Below are 17,853 nucleotides of genomic sequence, written 5' to 3'. Positions count from 1 at the left end.
CCTGATTTTTTTCAAATTTATGGGTAATTTAGTGAGAACGAGGGTATTAACCTATATAATAGTAACAAACAAAAATAAATTTAGACAAAAGAAGGTGGAAAAGTGAAGGGGACATTAACAAAATTCAAACAGTTTTTTATTGAGAACAAGTTTGTACTAGGACTATTAATTTTCTTGCTAGTAGCGCTTGATATTTATGTATTAACAAAGATTGCCTTTATTTTTGATCCACTAATGGTAATTCTTAAAACCGTTGCTGCGCCAATTATTTTAGCGGGAATTTCCTATTACTTATTTAACCCAATAATTGACTGGCTTGAGAAAAAAAAGTGGAAGCGAGGCTGGGCAATTGCCTTGTTATACTTAGTAATTATCGGTTTAATCATTCTATTATTTAGTTTTGTTATTCCAGCAGTGAAAGATCAAATTGTTAGCTTATTTAAATCTTTCCCAGGTTATTGGGATCAAATCACCCAAAAATTTGACGAATTTAGTCGTTCGAGCTTGTTTGATCAAATAAAAGATAAATTAAGCACTAATATGAGCGATATTATGAAAACTCTTTCGACTAAAGGAACTTCCGTTATTAATAGCGCGATTACAAGTATTGGAAGTATTGTTGGAACGGTTACCGAAGTAGTATTAGCAATTGTAACTACACCGCTTGTATTATTTTACTTATTAAAAGATGGGAAAAAATTACCAGATTTCCTATTAAAAATGTTGCCTGTAAATGGTCGTGCGCATACTCGCCAAGTACTTGGTGAAGCAAACCACCAAATTAGTTCTTATATTCGTGGACAAATTATTGTTAGTTTATGTATTGGTATTCTGTTATTTATCGGTTATTTAATTATTGGCTTACCATATGCATTAACGCTTGCGATCATTGCCGCATGTACTAGCATTGTTCCATATTTAGGACCAGCAATCGCAATTACACCAGCTATTATTATCGCAATTGTAACTTCTCCTTGGTTATTAATTAAATTAATTATTGTATGGTGTGTTGTTCAATTATTAGAAGGTAAATTTATTTCGCCTCAAGTAATGGGTAAAACATTAAAAGTACACCCTATTACAATTTTATTCGTTATTTTAGTAGCCGGAAATCTTTTCGGTATACTCGGAGTTATCTTTGCAGTACCAGGTTATGCTGTGCTTAAAGTAGTTGTAACACATGTATTTATTTGGTTCAAACGAGTTTCAGGGCTTTACGGAGAACAACCTGAGAGTGAGTATGTTGTAACGCCTCCTGAAGAAAAAGAATAAAACTAACAAGAGTTCTATTAGTTAGAAAGGTATTTTCTAGCTTAATAGGGCTCTTTTTTTGATGATTAAAAGTGTTCACAGAAAAGACATAATTTTTTTCTTTACAAGATGAGTCCGGTAATAGAGCGGTTTTTATGTAAAGTTTTTAACGTTTACTAAAAAGAATGTGATAAAATTTATTATTTTTCATAAGTTGTACATATTTTTGAAGCTCTTTTCGTCATAATATAAAGATAACGCATGACGAAAGGAGAAACAAAATGATTTTCAAAAAAACATTAATTGTAGGATTAATTGGCATAACTTCAGTCACACTTTTTGCACCGTCTGCTTTTGCAGTATCTTCAGAAGGGGATTCAAAAGCATCAATTAAATTTAAAGCAGGAACTGGGGTAGTTAATCCGGTTGACCCAGAAGATCCAACGAAACCGATAGATCCATTAGACCCAAGTAATCCGACTGATCCGGGAACTGGAAATACTGGTTCGCTAACAATGGATTATGTATCTTCTGTGAATTTCGGGGAACATGAAGTATCCACTACGGAACAAAGCTATTCTTCCACTTCAAGAAAACCGTTTATTCAAGTATCTGACCGCCGCGGAACAGGTGCTGGTTGGAAGGTTACTGCAACAGCAACTGCCTTTAAAGACGAGGATGGAGCAGCTTCACTATCAGGAGCTAAACTATCATTTAAAAACGGAGAAACAGTTTCTTCAAGTACAACGGCAACAACGCCAACTGCTGTTCAAACAGTAGAACTACCGGCCGACGGAACTTCAATTGTAAATGTTGTTTCGGCAAAAGAATCTGAAGGTATGGGGACTTGGGTTAATCGTTGGTTTGGCGCGACACCTAATGATGCAGCTAGCTTAAATGACAATGTTAAGTTAACGATACCAGCAGGAAGTGCAACTCTAGGAGACCATGAAGCAACAATTACATGGACACTATCTGACGCACCAGGTGTTTAAAAAATTTGCGTTTAGAATTTCATTTCTAGACGCAAAATTTTTATTAAAGACGATGAAAGGAAGGTTTAATTGAAAAAAAGTTTTCTTAGCATATTATTCCTTGTTCCATTATTAGTGACGTTCGGCAATTTTACAGAAGCAAAAGCAGCGGAGGGAGATGTCGGCTATTCCGTTCAAGCTAATATTCCCGCCAATCAAATAGACAAAAAACAAACCTACTTTGACTTGAAAATGAAACCAAACCAAAAGCAAACAGTAGAAATAGATGTAATGAATAGTTCAAATGAAGAAATTCAAGTAGAAGCATCCATCAATTACGCGTCAACCAACCAAACTGGTGTGATTGATTACACGAAAAACGACCTTTCTAAAAAAGACAAAAGCCTGAAGTACCCATTACCCGCATTAGCTACAATACCAGACGACCAAAAACTTCTAACGATACCTGTAAATGGCAAAAAAACCGTTCAAGTTACGATTGAAATGCCAGACGAATCAATCGATGGAGTTGTTTTGGGCGCAGTACAGTTCAAAAAGAAAAATCAAACGGAGACCAAAAAAACAAAAGGTGTCTCACTTAAAAATGAATATTCCTATATTGTTGGTATGCAGTTATCTGAAACCGACAAACAAGTCAAACCACATATGAATTTATTAAGTATTAAACCAACTCTTATCAATTATCACACAGCGATAGTTGCCAAATTACAAAACGACCAACCAGTTATTATCAAAAACCTAAGCATTGATGCAAAAGTGTATCAAGATGGCTCGAATAAAATGCTATATCAAACTAAAAAGGCAGATATGACGATGGCACCAAATTCCAATTTTGACTTCGGGATTGATTGGGAGAATAAACCGTTAAAAGAAGGTAAATACAGATTAAAAATGACTGCTACAAATGGCGTAGAAACTTGGAATTGGGATGAAACATTTACGATTGGTAAAAAAGATCAAGATTTAAATAAAGAAGCAGTGAATTTGAAACAAACGAGCCAGTGGTTGTATGTTGCGCTTGCTGCCGGTGTTTTACTTATAGTATTAATTATTATTTTAGTAATTAGAAAACGAAAAAATAACCAAGAAAAATAAAGAAAGGAGCTGGCACATTGGCTTTCAAAAAATTAATGATTGTATTGACCATAGCGGCTCTTTTTCTAAGTTGTAACCTAATAGTAGATGCTGAAACGGGTAGTGACAATTTAGCAGCAAATGAAGCGGTAGTCACTAATTTCGCGGAACTGAAAGCTGCCATTTCAGAAGATAACGGGATTGATACTGTTTATTTAGGAGCAGATGTTGAATTATCTGGAGGTATTATCATCCCAGCTTCGAAAAAAACTTTTACTTTATCAGGAAAAAATCCAGCAACTGGTGAAATTCACACGTTAACAGAAACGATGGCATCATCTGGGGCGCAGAGCAGTGTCATCACAGTTAACACAAATACAGGCACAAAAGAAACCACGTTAAAAGATATCAATGTGATTGGGAAAAACTACTATGGAACTATTTCGGTTTACGGGGCTGCAAAAGACGTCGTTCAAAACTATGAAAATGTTCATTATCAAGGTCCGCAAATGATTTATAATCTAAATGGAATAGCTAATTTCAAAGGGACAAATGATATAACGATTGCCTCCGTTGTAAGCGGATCAGCAGCAGTAAATGAAGTTGCGGAAATTAAAGGAGTAAACGTTTCTGGAAAACTAAATATTAATCACGCAAGCGGAAATGCGAATAGTGCGTTTTGGTTTGGTGGTGGAACAGCTGATGTCAATACTTTTACAGTTGAAGAAAATGCAGATGTAACCGTGCTTTCTAACGGGACAGGGATGTTTTATCGCTCAGGCACAAAACCAATTGATATTGATGTAAAAAAGAATGCGAAATTAAATATTACCTCTAACAATAATATTTTTCGAGATACACCAGGTGGGGCACTTAATATTGCTGAGGGCGCCGATGTGACAATGACAAAAACGGCTGGCTCTAATCCACTTCTTTGGTCAGCGGATAATATTACCGTCAGTCCAAATGCTCGCTTAATCTTAAATAAAACAGGCGGAACTGGCTATATTATCCAATTTTATAATGCAACCGCGAAATTAGATATTCAGGATCCTCTAAGCTTTTTGGTTGCGACGAATAGTAATACGCCGATGTTTTACTGGCCTTATGCAAATACATTTAATTTAGACGCACAATTGGTAAATTACTGGAATACAGCTGGAGCAATTGATCGGACAGACCAACCAGCACAAATTTTTAATTTACCGAGTGGGGAAAATGTTACTGGGAGTCTAACTTATTCAGGAACAACAACAAAAATTCTGTCTACTAATGCTGGAATGACGCCAACTAATTTCAATCAAAATACGGCGCGTATGATTGCGATGGGGCGCCTTGAAGGAACGATAAATCCAGTGACGGATGGAGAAAGTGAAGTCACCGGAACAGCGACACCAAATGCATTTGTTAATATTGCGTATACAGAAAATGGTGAAAACAAGCTATTATCAGGACAAGCAGATGACACGGGCAATTATCGAATTGCTATCCCGAATGGCTTTATTAAACCTTACACTGATCTAGTAACAACAATTACACAAGACCAAAAGCGAATTACATTAGATCCAGTAACTGTAAAAGATGTGACTCCTCCAAGCGGAGATGCTGTTCCGCAAGTATTAAACATAGGGGATTCGCTCCCAGATGCACGCCATTTAGTTACGAACATTACTGATCACTCAGATGGTACGACAGGTGAAGGTGTTACTATTACCATACTAAATGAACCAGATACGAATGTTTTTGGACCAACAGAAGCCATTGTTAGATTAGAAGACAAGGCGAATAATTACGCTGATATTCATGTGCCAGTTTTTATTAAAGATGATTTGACAGAAATTCAAGATGAGCAAGCATTACGAGCAAAAGATTTTTCCGTAAATGTAAAAGACCTTATTAATCTTAATGATGAAGAAGTGAAACAATTCATTTTAGATAAATCGGAAGCAAAAGCATTCAATATCGTAACCGGTAAAGATTTAACGCCAGATGTGAAAGTAACAAGCACAAATCTAAAAAAAGAAACCGGAACCTACACAGCCACCATCCAAATTGGAACTTTGACTAAAGAAATTACCATTCAAGTAACTGGTGAGCTGAAATTCAACCATGTGCCAGCAACTATGTCTTTTGAATCAATCGAACTTAATAATCAAAAAAGTATCGCGAAACGAAACACGGATTTTGATTTATCTGTACTTGATTCACGAGGAGCAGGTAGCAAGTTCAGCGTGACAGCATCAGTGAAATCACCGCTAACTTCAACAACGAATCCAGCACACACGTTACCAAATGGGCTTATTTTCGTTGATAACAATGGTGAGAAAAAGCCGCTTTCAGAAGAACCGATTACTATTTACCAGTCCAATGCGACGGATGACATGATTGTTCCCATTACGTGGGCAGAAAATCAAGGCATCCTTGTAGAAGCAGACGCGGCGCACGCTTATACGGATGAGGACTACGAGACAACAATTGAATGGACATTGACGGATGCTCCGTAGAAAACCTGTTAATTAAAGTTAATAGGTTTTTTGCGTTATAAGTCCTTTGTTTTTCTATATCTAGTCGTTTCTCGTATAATGACGATAAGTAATATGCGAAAGGTGGGAGCAAATGACTTCAGTAATGTGGTTTCGTAGAGATCTTCGAGTAAATGATAATAAAGCTCTTTATCATGCCTGTAAAGAAGAAGATTTAATTTTGTTATTTCAAGTAAATCCAGAACAATTTATCAAAGGAAGCCCTAGTCACCAAGCATTTTTCGCGAGTGTAGCCCATTTTCAACAAGAACTAAATAAAAACACCCATTTGCAAATCATGTTTGGCGAGCCAATCGAGCTCCTAAAACAATTAAAAGAAAAAATACCAACTTGGGATAAAGTTTTCTTCAACCGCGATGAAACAGGCTACGGAGCGAGTCGAGACGAGGCTGCCCGAGCATTCTTTGCTGATAAGGAAATCACAGTTCACAGCTATCACGATAGTTACCTTCATTCAGCTGAAGAAGTGAAAAAATCCGCCACAGAATACTACAAAATCTTCACTCCTTACTACAAAAAATGGCGCGAAGAAATAAAAGAAATGCCTTTAAAAGTCACTTTAAAACTAGAAAAAATTAGGAAAGAAAGCTTATTTCCAAATTATGAGGAACAGTTTAGAGAACTGATTCAAGATTTACCAGCCTTTGATTCCGGTGAAAAAGCAGCGAATACGAGACTTGCAAACTTTGTAAAAGAAGATTTAGCAGACTATGACAAAGCAAGAGACGTCCCAGCGCTTGATAAAACAAGTCATTTATCACGCTATTTGCGAACAGGAGAGATTTCGATTCGTACGGTTTGGCAGGCGCTTCAAAAAGAAGAAGCTACAGAAGGACGTGCAACATTCGAAAAAGAACTTTGTTGGCGCGACTTTTATAATATGATTTATGTTTCTTTTCCAAAGCAAAAAAACGAGCCTATTCAAGAAAATTATCGTTTTATTGAATGGGAAAATAATCGCGAATTTTTCAAGAAGTGGCAAGACGGGCAAACTGGTTTTCCGCTTGTCGATGCTGCGATGCGCCAATTAAAAGAGACGGGCTGGATGCATAATCGCCTAAGAATGATTACGGCTTCCTTTTTAACGAAGGATTTACTAATTGATTGGCGTTTTGGCGAAAAATATTTTCAACAAATGCTAATTGATTACGACCCAGCGAGTAATATTGGCGGTTGGCAGTGGGCGGCTTCGACTGGAACAGATGCAGTACCGTATTTTAGAATTTTTAATCCAACAACCCAATCGGAAAAATTTGATCCAGATGGTACATTTATTCGGAAATATGTAAAGGAATTACGGGACTTGCCGGATAAATTCATTCATCAACCAGAAAAAATGTCTGAAACAGAGCAAAAAGAGCATGGTTTGATTTTAGGAAAAGATTATCCGCTTCCGATAATCGACCATAAAGAGCGACGAAAATTAGCGATTGCGCGATATGAGTTTAGCAAGGAGCATTCTAGGGGAAATATATAGATAATGAATCAATCATTGCGTTAAATGATTGATTTTTTTATGGCAGAAAGTAAGAAGAGTGAGTCTTGAGCAATCTTTTAGGAGTAAGAACCTAGGTATGTTAAAATTCACTTATCAAGTGATAAGGGGGAGTCGAAATGGCGCAATTTTTAAAGCTATTTGTAACAAGTGCTGTAGTTTTCTTAGTTTTTGATCTTTTTTGGTTGCTCGTAGCTTCTAAGAAAATGTATCAGCAGTTTATCGGGGATTTAATGGGGGATGTAAGGCTTGCTCCAGCAGTAATTTTTTACTTTATTTATGTAGTTGGGGTTACTTTTTTCGTATTAGTGCCTGGAACGGAGAAAGGTAGCTTAGGTTATACGATTTTAGCCGGAGCATTATTTGGTTTAGTTTGTTACGCTACGTATGATTTGACGAACTTAGCAACATTAAAAGATTGGCCGATTACGATGACCATTATTGATCTCGTTTGGGGAACGGCTGTGACGACTGTGACTTCCGTAATTGTCTACTTTATTAATCTGCATTTCTTCTCAGGAGGAGGTTCGCTTTGAAGGAGTCGGAGAGCAGGCTTCTATTACAAAGCATGTTGAACGGGGCAGCTGAAGTAATTAGTAAAAAAGATGAGCTAAATCGAATTAACATTTTTCCCGTAGCAGATGGTGATACAGGAAGTAATTTAGCATCTTTAATGCAAGCGATTATTGATAATGTTTCGCCACGAGAATATTCCACGAAAGAACTACTTGAAGAAGTGGCCAGCGCAGCACTGATAGGAGCACGTGGCAATTCTGGAATGATTTTTGCCCAATATTTAAATGCGGTTGCGGAAAGCTATCATCATTTGGAATCTACCTTTGATGGACTAGTCGAGGCGTTTCAAAAAGCAGTTCATAAAGCCTATGAAGCGTTATTAGATCCAAAAGAAGGTACTATTTTATCGGTGATGAAGGCTTGGTCTGAGGCGCTTGCTGGGACATATGAGCAAGAACGTTCTTTTCAACAATCGCTCTTAAATGCGCAAAGAGTTGCGGAACAAGCGTTAATTAATACAGAATTTCAAATGACTATTTTACGAAAGAATCGGTTAGTCGATTCGGGGGCGAAAGGTTTTTATTACTTCATTGCCGGGCTGACCAAAGCTTATTGCGGGGGAACAGTTTCTACGCCAAATAGTTATGTGGAGCAGGAAACTCGGCAAGAACACACTCATTTTGAGACAAGTGAACCGATTTATCGATATTGTTCTGAATTTATTATTAAAGAAGCGACCATCTCCCATCAAACATTGCGAGAAGTCCTTGCGCCAAAAGGAGATTCCTTAGTGATTGCAGGGAATGAAAAACAAATTAAAATACACATTCATACAAATGAACCACAAGAAATATTAAGTTTACTATCAGAATTTGGAAAAATGACTTATCAAAAAGTAGACGATATGCGGTTTCAATATGAGGTAACGAAAAATCCACGAGCAAACATCGCGATTGTAACTGATTCGATTGCTGATTTACCCGAAGATTTCTTATTAGAACATCAAGTGCACGTTTTACCGATGAATATTTTAGCCGGGGAGGAAAATTTTCTCGATAAATTAACAGTTGGACCAACTTTGATACAACAAAAACTAACGCAGCAACATAAAATGAGCACGGCGCAACCTACCATTCGAACAGTCGACGCATTATTATCGTTCTTAGAAAATAAGTATCAACATGTACTGGTTATTGCAGTTTCAGCTAAATTAAGCGGGACGTATCAACTAATCAAGCAACGAATTAAAGCGCGCGATTTGTCGCCGGAATGGATTCGCGTTATTGATTCCAAATTGAATTCCGTTGCTCAAGGGCTTTTAGTGAAACAAGCAGTGGAGTTAGTGGAAATTGGAAAGCCTTTTGATGAAGTTACTCAGAAAATAGAACAGTTAATCGCTCAGACATTCATTTATGTTGCAGTGGCTGATTTGGCACCAATGGTTGAGTCTGGTCGGATACCGCGGATTTTAGGTAAGTTGGCACAGAAACTTTCATTATATCCGATTGTCAGTCTGGACAGAAATGGCGAAGGGAAATTGATAGGCGTGTCATTTAGTCAAAAACAAAGTATGAAAAAAATCATTAAAAAAGTTGCAAAATTACAACTGAAAGAACTTGCTATTACGCATGTTTCTTCAGAACATGACGCGAAACTTTGGCAGAAAGAACTTGAGGCGAAAATAGGAGGAAGTAGCTATTTAGTGGATAGTTCAGCTGCAATTGCCATCAGTGCCGGACTTTCTAGTGTCGCGGTCGCAGGGATTAAAAAGGAGGAAACAATATGATGTATTGGATAGTAGCACTCGCTTTACTTATCTATTTTGTACTTTGGTTTATCATTTCAAAAATAAAAGGTAAATATTCGCTGGTAGATATTGCTTGGGGCGGGGGATTTGTTGTTGTTGCTTGGACCGGATTTTTAACTACTTTTAGTGTAACGATGCAAAGTTTGACGATTCTTATTTTAGTTACTTTATGGGGCGTACGTTTATTTTGGCATTTAGCACGTAGAAATTGGAATAAGCCAGAAGATTATCGCTACGTTAATATGCGCAAACGCTGGGGAACGACATTGGTTAATTTAAAAGCCTTTTTAAATGTTTTCGTTTTGCAAGGTGTTCTCTTATTTATTATTGCTTTACCAATCACGCATACTTTTGCTAATGAATCAGCGGAATTTACTTGGTGGCAAATCGCAGGAATTGTAATATGGATTATCGGTTTTGTGTTTGAAGTTGGTGGCGACCTCCAGTTAGAAAACTTTAAAAAGAACCCAGCTAATAAAGGAAAACTACTAACGACAGGTTTTTGGTCTGTTACAAGGCATCCTAATTATTTCGGCGAAGCTCTTAGTTGGTGGGGTGTATTTTTAGTCGCTTTTACACAAATAACAGATCTTTGGCTGATTACTAGTCCTATTGTTATCACCTTATTATTACTATTTGTGTCCGGCGTCCCACTACTTGAAAAAAAATACCAAGACCGCGAAGACTTTCAAGCTTATGCCAAAAAAACCTCTAAATTCTTCCCTTTTATTGGTAAAAAAGGTCTGTAAAAGTACTGATTTAAGTAGGAAGGTGCTATTAATTGCTATTTGCCGACTAGTGCGAGTAGAATAAGAGTTGGGTATGAAATAACATGCCTAAATACAATACTTATGAGGCGAGAGGGGTACAACAGATGAAAAAAGAAAAAACAGTGTTAATTATGAATTTCGATGAAGAAAGTATTTCTTATCAAGCTTTCTCTGAAATGAAAAGATTGCACCAAGAGCGCAAAATCATTGGTTATCAAATGGCAGTTGTAAAACATGAGCCAGGAAATAAACTTGTTGCACAAGATTTTCTTGATTTTACTGGTGCCGATAAAAACATGAAAGATAGCCTTATTGGTATGCTAATTGGTATTTTAGGTGGACCATTTGGTATTTTGATAGGTTGGATGGTCGGAGCTATCGTTGGTTCCATGCAAGATGCTGGCGAAGTGAAAAATGCTCTATCCGTATTTGAAAGAACGTTAAAAACAATTCCAGAAGGTTCGACAGGTGTTATCTTAATTGCGACAGAGCAAGAATTAGCTAATGTAAACGATGTAGTAATGGATGAGTTACATGGTCGTGTACAACGCATGGATGAAGCAATTGTGGCCGAAGAAATTAAAAGCGCTCAAGAAACAGAAGGAAAAGCAAAAGATTCTGCTAAAAAACATTGGTTTGGAAAATAAATCAGCTAACCGAGGACAGAGAAATCTGTTCTCTTTTTTTGTTTTAATAAGGATAAAATGGGGAAATAAACAACATAAAACAGTCAGATAGAAACTTTTTTCAAGATGGTAACGCTTAACTCATTTTTATTTTCTGAAAACTATTTGCATCAAATTAAAAACATGCTACAATAAACAAGTTGTGAATTTCACAAGAAAATTTTTTGTTTGGAGATGAAATAATTTGGATGTTGAAAGTAGTCCATTAATGCAGAAAATTGATTATAGTACGCGCAAAAAAATTGATTTAGTAAATAATAGTATTCTTCGTTATATCGTGCGCGCGATGTTAGCATGTTTATTCTTAACACTAGGGACTGCGGTCGCTGTAATGATTGGTGATAAAGTCGATCATTTTGCACCTGGACTTGGTAAAATCACCTATGCATTTATGTTTAGTTGGTCGCTCGTTATGATTATTTATATGAATGCTGAGCTGGGTACTTCTAACATGATGTATATGACAACAGGTGTTTATCAAAAAATTGTTAAACCTGGAAAAGCATTACAAATTTTGATTTTATGTATTGTTTGTAATTTATTGGGTGGAATTCTTGCAGGGTACTTAGTTTCTCTGACATCTGTTTTCCATAATTTACCTGCTGACCACTTCTTATTTACTGCCGTTAGCGGTAAACTTGAAAAAGCGCCATTACAAATTTTTGTAGAAGGTATTTTCGCCAATATTGTTGTAAATACGGCCGTGCTTTGTACACTTCGAATGAAAGATGATGCTGGTAAAGTCATTGCGATGATTTTCATTATTTTCATCTTTGCATTCTTAGGATTCGAGCACGTTATCGCCAACTTCTCATCATTCTCATTAGCATTTTTCGCTTCTGGTGGAACACTTGCTGCAATGACAGCGGGCAATGTGACCGTCAATTTAGTCCTTGCTTTACTTGGGAATTTTGTAGGTGGTGGCCTTGTTATCGGACTAGGCTATGCGTGGCTTAACCGAACGAAATCAATTTATAAAGACTAATAAAAAAGTTACCTCAGAAATTTTCCGAGGTAACTTTTTTTATATGCTTTTAACAGGTAAATTATTTAAAAATGACCGAATGAGCGGCTCGAACTTCGGTACTTCCTTTTCAACTAGAAAAGCATCATGACCGTATTCAGAGGCCACTTCATGATAAGTAACCGGCACATCCCATTCTTTTAAAAGTTCATAACCGCGGCGCAAATCGTGAATTCGGAAAAGTTGATCGGTCGTAATGCCAATCAGCAAATACGGAATTTTAATTTTTGAAAAAGCGGGTAAATCATCTTTTGCGGGAGCCGTAACGTCAAATAAATCAATCGCCTTTGTTAAATATAGATAACTATTCGCGTCAAACCGCTCGACAAAAGTATCCCCTTGATATTGTAAATACGATTCAATTTGAAAATGCTCTTTTGAGAAAGCGGCAGGCGAAGACTCGGCGACAGTGAAACGTTCAAACCGCTTGGAGAAAAGTTCGCTCGTCCGGTAAGTCATCATTCCAACCATTCTCGCAGTAGCAAGCCCGCCCTCAGGTTGACCAATATAGTTGCCGCCATTAAAGTCGGGATCATTCAAAATCGCCATCCGCATAATTAAGTTATAACCAATCGCATCAGGTCCGGCAGCAAGTGGGGAGGCGATGTTGATAATGCTATCTGTTATATCGGCATAATCAATCGCCCATTCTGTGGCTTGCATTCCACCCATCGATCCCCCAATCACCGAAACAATCCTTGTAACCCCAAGTTGTTCCAAAAGTTCACGCTGCACTTTAATAATATCTTTAATTGAAAATCCGGGAAATTGTAACCGGAAAGGCTCGCCTGTTTTTGGATTAATAGAGGAGGGGCCAGTCGTTCCACTACAACCACCAAATACATTCGTACAAACAAGAAAATATTTGTCTGTATCAATCGTTTTCCCCGGACCAATATAATCATCCCACCAACCAGGGGCGTCATCTTCAAAATGTTTCGCCGCATGAGCTGTCCCAGTGAGCGCATGTTCTAACAAAATACAATTATCGCGTGAGGCAGAAAGTGTCCCATACGTTTCATAGCCAACTAAAACTGGACTTAATGTTTCCCCGTTTTCAAGTAGAAGAGGACTTTTTTGAAATAGTTCTTTTTGTTGTAAGGTCACTTCTCTTCACTTCCTCCTAAATTTGCTCTAGTGCTTTCGTTAAATCTTGAATAATATCATCCGCATTTTCGATTCCGATAGAAAGACGGATGGATTCTGGTTTAACGCCAGCTGTTAATTGTTGTTCTTCGCTTAGTTGTTGATGAGTCGTTGATGCTGGGTGGATTATAAGCGATTTTGCGTCGCCAACGTTGGCTAGATGCGAGAATAACTCCACAGATTCGATAACCTTTTTCCCAGCCGCGTAACCACCTTTAACGCCAAAAGTGAAAATGGAACCAGGTCCTTTTGGTAAATATTTTTGGGCTAAATCGTGGTATTTGTTGTCTTTTAAGCCAGGATAATTAACCCAAGCAACTTTTGGATGATCATTTAGGAAATTCGCTACTTGTTTCGCATTTTTCACGTGTTGTTCAAGTCGTAAAGATAATGTTTCTAGCCCTAAAATGAGTAAGAAGGCGTTGAACGGGGAAAGTGCGGCACCAGTGTCACGAAGGAGCGAGACACGGAGCTTGGTAATATAGGCCGCCGCACCAACATCATTCGTATAAGATAGCCCATTATAACTATCATCAGGTACAACGAGTTTTGGAAACTTCCCATTTGCCCAGTTAAATTTACCAGAGTCAATAACAGCGCCACCAATTGCAACCCCGTGACCACCGATAAATTTGGTTGCCGAGTAAACGACAATATCTGCACCAAAATCAAATGGGCGATTTAAATAAGCGGTCGCAAAAGTATTATCAACAATTAGCGGGACATCAGATGCGTGCGCTATCTCAGCTACTTTTTCAATATCAATAATATTAATATCAGGATTACCAATCGTTTCAATGAATACGGCTTTCGTATTTTCTTTCATTGCTTTTTCAAAATTTTCAGGTTCGTTAGGGTCGACAAAAGTAACATCAATGCCAAACGTTTTAAATGTATGTGAAAAAAGAGTGTGTGTTCCACCATAAAGTGTTGCGGCTGCGACGATATGATCGCCGGAACCAGCAATATTTAAAATCGAGTAAGTAATAGCAGCCATGCCTGAAGCCGTTGCAACCGCACCAATGCCACCTTCAAGTAAAGTTAATCGTTCTTCTAAAACAGCTGTAGTCGGATTCATAATTCGTGTATAAATATTTCCAGTTTCTTGTAAACCAAATAAGGCTGCGGCATGTTCCGGGCTATCAAATGTATACGATGTTGTTTGATAAATTGGTACGGCTCTAGAATGCGTATCTCCGTCCGGTGTATGTCCGCCGTGTACTTGAATTGTTTCGAATTTATACTCATTACTCATAAAATCCACTCCTCTTTAATATGTATTTATCAGTAATTTCCATCAAAAAACCTCCCTAGCAGTATATAAGCCGCCAGAGAGGATAGAGTTTCCTAAACTTGGATTTCCGACTTATCTTTCAGAATATACTGCTGGAATTAGCACCGTGAAAATAAATTCCGGTTGCTAAGGCTTCAAAGGGCCAGTCCCTCCACCTTTCGTGATAAGAAAATACTATTAAATTAAGTTATATATTACGCTGGATGAAACAAATTGTCAACTAAGTATTTAAAAAGTCCAAAAATAGCACTTGTGTGTGGAATTTTTGTGACAAAGCTGTTTTTTAGACTAATATTTCACTTTAAAAAGGTTTTAAAATCCATTTTTTAGGCTATTATAGTTAAGACTAATTATATTTCATTAAAAGTGGGGTTAGATTAGCACAAATAAAGGGGAGTTGAAATAAAAATGAAGACATTTACACGTATTCTTGTTTTATTAGCAGGGATTGCGATGATTGTACTTGGAATTTGGTTCTTATTCCATCCAGGTATTTCATTATTAACCTCAACATTGATGATCGGTTTCTTACTACTGATTTCAGGTATTTTCCACACAATTTCTTATTTCTCAGATAGAAAATCACAAAATGTTTCTGGGTGGGTACTAGCTGACGGAATTTTATCCATCTTACTAGGTTTCTTGCTATTATTTAATGAATTTGATGGAACATTAACACTTGTATTGCTGTTTGGTATGTGGGTATTGTTTGCTGGTATTATGCGTACAATCGGCGCATTCACTGCTAAACAAAATAACGTACAAGGCTGGGGCTGGATTTTAACAATTGGTATTATTGGTATCATTGTTGGTTTTATCGCTCTATTCAATCCAGTTGTCTCCGCAATTGGTATCGTTCTTGTCGTAGCAATTTTCTTCATCGTTCAAGGTATCGGCGCAATCGCAACATTTTTCTTTATGGGAAAAAGTTATTAATAAAAAAGTGAAACCAATTGTATAAATTGGTTTCACTTTTTTTGTGTTATTTTTTTCGTAAAAAGATTACTGAACTGCCAGCTAAGATAAGTCCAATCAATGTTAACGGGATTGAATTAGCATCACCGGTTTTCGGGATAATTTTTTTAGTGCTGTTAGTATTACTATTCTTAGTATTTATTGTTTTTACTTCAGAAGGCGATTCATATAGTTCTCTAATTTTCAACGTTTCTGGGTCATAAATGTAATAGGTTTTTTCACTGTATTCTACTTCAGTACTGCTGTATAAAGCAAATATATCACCTGGTTGTAGTGGTGTTTCGAATGTAATGGTGAAGTTTCCTTTTTCATCTTCTATAGACCATCCAATCAAATTTTCGTCCTCATCTTCTGCAATTACACCTAAGTTAGGCAGAGTAACTCCGTATAGAATGGAAGGTGTACTTCTTTTCAAATCAAGAGTAGGTGCTTTAAGTGTAGGTTTATCACTAACGATAACGTAGTAAGAAGAAAATTCTGTTGTATTTCCTGATGGATCTGTTGCGATAACAACAAAGGTATGCATACCAAGTCGAGTATATGTTGGTTCATATCCAGGTTTAAAAGTTAAAGTAACTTTACCCGAGTTATCAGTAGCTGTTACAAATGTAGAGGGCGTTATAGTTTCTCCTTTGACAACAAACGGATAGTCGTCTGGATTAACACTAATCTTTGGCGGCTCTTGATCTAGAACTTTGTAAGTAACTATTAATTCACTAGTTTTTCCATCTTTCGTAGCTACTATTGTTGTTGTAAAAGTACCAGTTTTCTTGGTAGAAGGCGCTCCGGATTTAAAGCTTAATTTTGCTCCTGCGGCAGGTGTTGCGAATTGATTCGGTGTTGGTTTGGAGCCTAATTCAATCACAGGTGTTGTTGTTTTTAGCGTTGCAAGTGGTGCGGCTTCTTTTACTATGTAATTAACTGTTATATCCGTAGAAGTATTATCATCGAAAGTCACTTGAATCTCTGTTGAGTAGTTTCCTGGAGCATTCGTTACAGGTTGTCCATTTTTAAAAGTAAATGTTGGATTATTTGATGCATCATTGACTGTTACAAAATCTTGCGCAGTGGGTGTATCCCCAATTTTAAAAGAAAGGTTCGTTTTTCCAACTACTGCATTTGCGCTGGCTTTTAAAAGTTCTTTTTTAGAATTTTGTTCTTCAAGCGAATTGTTTTTTGTAGTTGTTTCTGTTGTTGATTCATTTTGTTCTCCGGATTCTGTAGCAAAAACGGGAGTGCTAATCGATAAAACTAGTCCAAATGCTAAAATTACAATTAACTTTTTTCTGATGTTTTTCATTCTATATCCCCAATTCCCTGTTTATTTTATGTTGCAAATTAATTATACAATATTATTTAACTTTGTGAAAGAAAATATTAAATTTATTTTACAAAAAAATTACCGAAAGATTACGAATGTGTCAAAAAATACGATGATAAAATTAATCAGCGAATATTTATCCTTTATTTAACATAAAAAAGCCGCATAATATAAAATATGCGGCTTTAAAACTATTTATATGTATTGCTTAAGTTTTGTTTGCGATTCTCGAAATCAGTTATACGCCAAGGTTTCGGCGATAAAGAAATAACACCATCTTCTTCAAGTTTACGCAAGTTAGTAGCAACGTAAGCTCGAGCTAGATTTAAGTAATTGCCTAAGATTTTTTGAGTAAAATAGTATGGAATTAAGCATGAACCGTCTGATTCAATTCTTCCAAATCTTTCTCCACAAGCAATTAATCCAGCCAAAACTTTCTCACTAGAAGGCAAATTCACATAAGCTTCTCGCTCTAACATGGGGGAAACCATACTTTGCATAAGTGAGTTCATTTGCCAAAATACATCTGGTGAGCTTAAGAGTTTATTCAAAACATATTTACGTTCAAATTGATAAACACTAACTTCACTAATAGACGTATAGTTTGCAGGTGATTTGGCTCCTCCAAGTAATGTAAGCGGACCGATAGAATCTTGTTTACCTAAGAAGCTAATAATACTATCTTCTTTACACGTATTTTTACTCATCGAAACGACCCCGTCTTCAATAATATAAAAGTAAGTTGTTTCCGCGCCTTCTGTTAAGATTTTTTGGTTGCGTCTAAAACGAATTCTCTTATATGGAAGAACCGCTTCATTTGAATCTTTTAACAAGTCGAGTAAATCTACGTTGTAAAAATTATTTTCCTCATTCAGTAATGACATATACCGAGTCCCCTTTTCTCAGTGTTAATCATTATCATTATATAGGAGATGAGTCGAAATGTGTATTAATGG

General features: G+C 36.8%; 15 protein-coding genes and 1 riboswitch. Of the genes, 11 read left to right on the top strand and 4 right to left on the bottom strand.

What is annotated here, in order from left to right; genetic code table 11:
- Positions 1 to 102 precede the first annotated feature (102 nt).
- The 10 genes from AC4PG0_RS05395 to AC4PG0_RS05350 all read left to right on the top strand — a co-directional run bounded on the left by AC4PG0_RS05395 (position 103) and on the right by AC4PG0_RS05350 (position 12,122).
- Positions 103 to 1,272, top strand: a complete 1,170-nt coding sequence (locus AC4PG0_RS05395; protein WP_003760732.1) for an AI-2E family transporter — start codon at positions 103 to 105, stop codon at positions 1,270 to 1,272.
- 260 nt (positions 1,273 to 1,532) lie between these two features.
- Positions 1,533 to 2,246: a WxL domain-containing protein gene (locus tag AC4PG0_RS05390; RefSeq protein ID WP_070753547.1), complete on the top strand. Its 714-nt coding sequence runs from the start codon at positions 1,533 to 1,535 to the stop codon at positions 2,244 to 2,246.
- A 69-nt stretch (positions 2,247 to 2,315) separates the two neighbouring features.
- On the top strand, positions 2,316 to 3,341 hold the full coding sequence (locus AC4PG0_RS05385; RefSeq protein WP_185590207.1) for a WxLIP family cell surface protein: 1,026 nt from the start codon (positions 2,316 to 2,318) through the stop codon (positions 3,339 to 3,341).
- 17 nt (positions 3,342 to 3,358) lie between these two features.
- On the top strand, positions 3,359 to 5,824 hold the full coding sequence (locus AC4PG0_RS05380) for a hypothetical protein (RefSeq protein WP_492167369.1): 2,466 nt from the start codon (positions 3,359 to 3,361) through the stop codon (positions 5,822 to 5,824).
- Positions 5,825 to 5,936: 112 nt separating this feature from the next.
- Complete coding sequence (locus AC4PG0_RS05375; protein WP_492167370.1) at positions 5,937 to 7,340, top strand: cryptochrome/photolyase family protein; 1,404 nt, start codon at positions 5,937 to 5,939, stop codon at positions 7,338 to 7,340.
- Between the two features lie 137 nt (positions 7,341 to 7,477).
- Positions 7,478 to 7,894: a DUF2177 family protein gene (locus AC4PG0_RS05370; RefSeq protein WP_003760747.1), complete on the top strand. Its 417-nt coding sequence runs from the start codon at positions 7,478 to 7,480 to the stop codon at positions 7,892 to 7,894.
- A gap of 32 nt (positions 7,895 to 7,926) precedes the next feature.
- Positions 7,927 to 9,660, top strand: a complete 1,734-nt coding sequence (locus AC4PG0_RS05365; RefSeq protein WP_492167506.1) for a DAK2 domain-containing protein — start codon at positions 7,927 to 7,929, stop codon at positions 9,658 to 9,660.
- On the top strand, positions 9,660 to 10,430 hold the full coding sequence (locus tag AC4PG0_RS05360; RefSeq protein ID WP_492167507.1) for a DUF1295 domain-containing protein: 771 nt from the start codon (positions 9,660 to 9,662) through the stop codon (positions 10,428 to 10,430). The genes AC4PG0_RS05365 and AC4PG0_RS05360 overlap by 1 nt, the downstream gene beginning before the upstream one ends.
- Positions 10,431 to 10,555: 125 nt before the next feature.
- Entirely contained in the window at positions 10,556 to 11,098 is a 543-nt protein-coding gene (locus tag AC4PG0_RS05355; RefSeq protein WP_003760760.1) for a DUF1269 domain-containing protein, read from the top strand.
- Between the two features lie 223 nt (positions 11,099 to 11,321).
- Positions 11,322 to 12,122, top strand: coding sequence for a formate/nitrite transporter family protein (locus AC4PG0_RS05350; protein ID WP_003760764.1), 801 nt, complete (start codon positions 11,322 to 11,324; stop codon positions 12,120 to 12,122).
- Between the two features lie 39 nt (positions 12,123 to 12,161).
- Here the strand turns inward: AC4PG0_RS05350 and metX are convergent, their stop codons facing one another.
- Positions 12,162 to 13,268, bottom strand: coding sequence for a homoserine O-acetyltransferase MetX (metX, locus tag AC4PG0_RS05345; protein ID WP_003760766.1), 1,107 nt, complete (start codon positions 13,266 to 13,268; stop codon positions 12,162 to 12,164).
- A gap of 16 nt (positions 13,269 to 13,284) precedes the next feature.
- Complete coding sequence (locus tag AC4PG0_RS05340; protein WP_010990507.1) at positions 13,285 to 14,562, bottom strand: O-acetylhomoserine aminocarboxypropyltransferase/cysteine synthase family protein; 1,278 nt, start codon at positions 14,560 to 14,562, stop codon at positions 13,285 to 13,287.
- Between the two features lie 108 nt (positions 14,563 to 14,670).
- Positions 14,671 to 14,771: riboswitch (SAM riboswitch) on the bottom strand.
- Between the two features lie 238 nt (positions 14,772 to 15,009).
- Here AC4PG0_RS05340 and AC4PG0_RS05335 point away from each other — a divergent pair.
- The gene (locus AC4PG0_RS05335; RefSeq protein WP_003770758.1) at positions 15,010 to 15,537 is read left to right on the top strand and encodes an HdeD family acid-resistance protein; all 528 of its coding nucleotides are present in this window, start codon (positions 15,010 to 15,012) and stop codon (positions 15,535 to 15,537) included.
- A gap of 46 nt (positions 15,538 to 15,583) precedes the next feature.
- Here the strand turns inward: AC4PG0_RS05335 and AC4PG0_RS05330 are convergent, their stop codons facing one another.
- Positions 15,584 to 16,876: an LPXTG cell wall anchor domain-containing protein gene (locus tag AC4PG0_RS05330; protein ID WP_492167371.1), complete on the bottom strand. Its 1,293-nt coding sequence runs from the start codon at positions 16,874 to 16,876 to the stop codon at positions 15,584 to 15,586.
- 212 nt (positions 16,877 to 17,088) lie between these two features.
- Entirely contained in the window at positions 17,089 to 17,781 is a 693-nt protein-coding gene (locus AC4PG0_RS05325; protein WP_003770761.1) for a Crp/Fnr family transcriptional regulator, read from the bottom strand.
- Positions 17,782 to 17,853 lie beyond the last annotated feature (72 nt).

The organism is Listeria sp. MAN/IMW/UF464 (assembly GCF_058683955.1).
Note: the sequence above shows the minus strand (reverse complement) of the source record. Positions and strands in the feature narration are given on the sequence as shown.

Coding starts and splice junctions, on each gene's coding strand:
- AC4PG0_RS05355 (WP_003760760.1), top strand. CDS start 10,556: ATGAAAAAAGAAAAAACAGTGTTAATTATGAATTTCGATGAAGAAAGT.
- AC4PG0_RS05375 (WP_492167370.1), top strand. CDS start 5,937: ATGACTTCAGTAATGTGGTTTCGTAGAGATCTTCGAGTAAATGATAAT.
- AC4PG0_RS05330 (WP_492167371.1), bottom strand. CDS start 16,876: ATGAAAAACATCAGAAAAAAGTTAATTGTAATTTTAGCATTTGGACTA.
- AC4PG0_RS05325 (WP_003770761.1), bottom strand. CDS start 17,781: ATGTCATTACTGAATGAGGAAAATAATTTTTACAACGTAGATTTACTC.
- AC4PG0_RS05370 (WP_003760747.1), top strand. CDS start 7,478: ATGGCGCAATTTTTAAAGCTATTTGTAACAAGTGCTGTAGTTTTCTTA.
- AC4PG0_RS05335 (WP_003770758.1), top strand. CDS start 15,010: ATGAAGACATTTACACGTATTCTTGTTTTATTAGCAGGGATTGCGATG.
- AC4PG0_RS05360 (WP_492167507.1), top strand. CDS start 9,660: ATGTATTGGATAGTAGCACTCGCTTTACTTATCTATTTTGTACTTTGG.
- AC4PG0_RS05340 (WP_010990507.1), bottom strand. CDS start 14,562: ATGAGTAATGAGTATAAATTCGAAACAATTCAAGTACACGGCGGACAT.
- AC4PG0_RS05390 (WP_070753547.1), top strand. CDS start 1,533: ATGATTTTCAAAAAAACATTAATTGTAGGATTAATTGGCATAACTTCA.
- AC4PG0_RS05365 (WP_492167506.1), top strand. CDS start 7,927: ATGTTGAACGGGGCAGCTGAAGTAATTAGTAAAAAAGATGAGCTAAAT.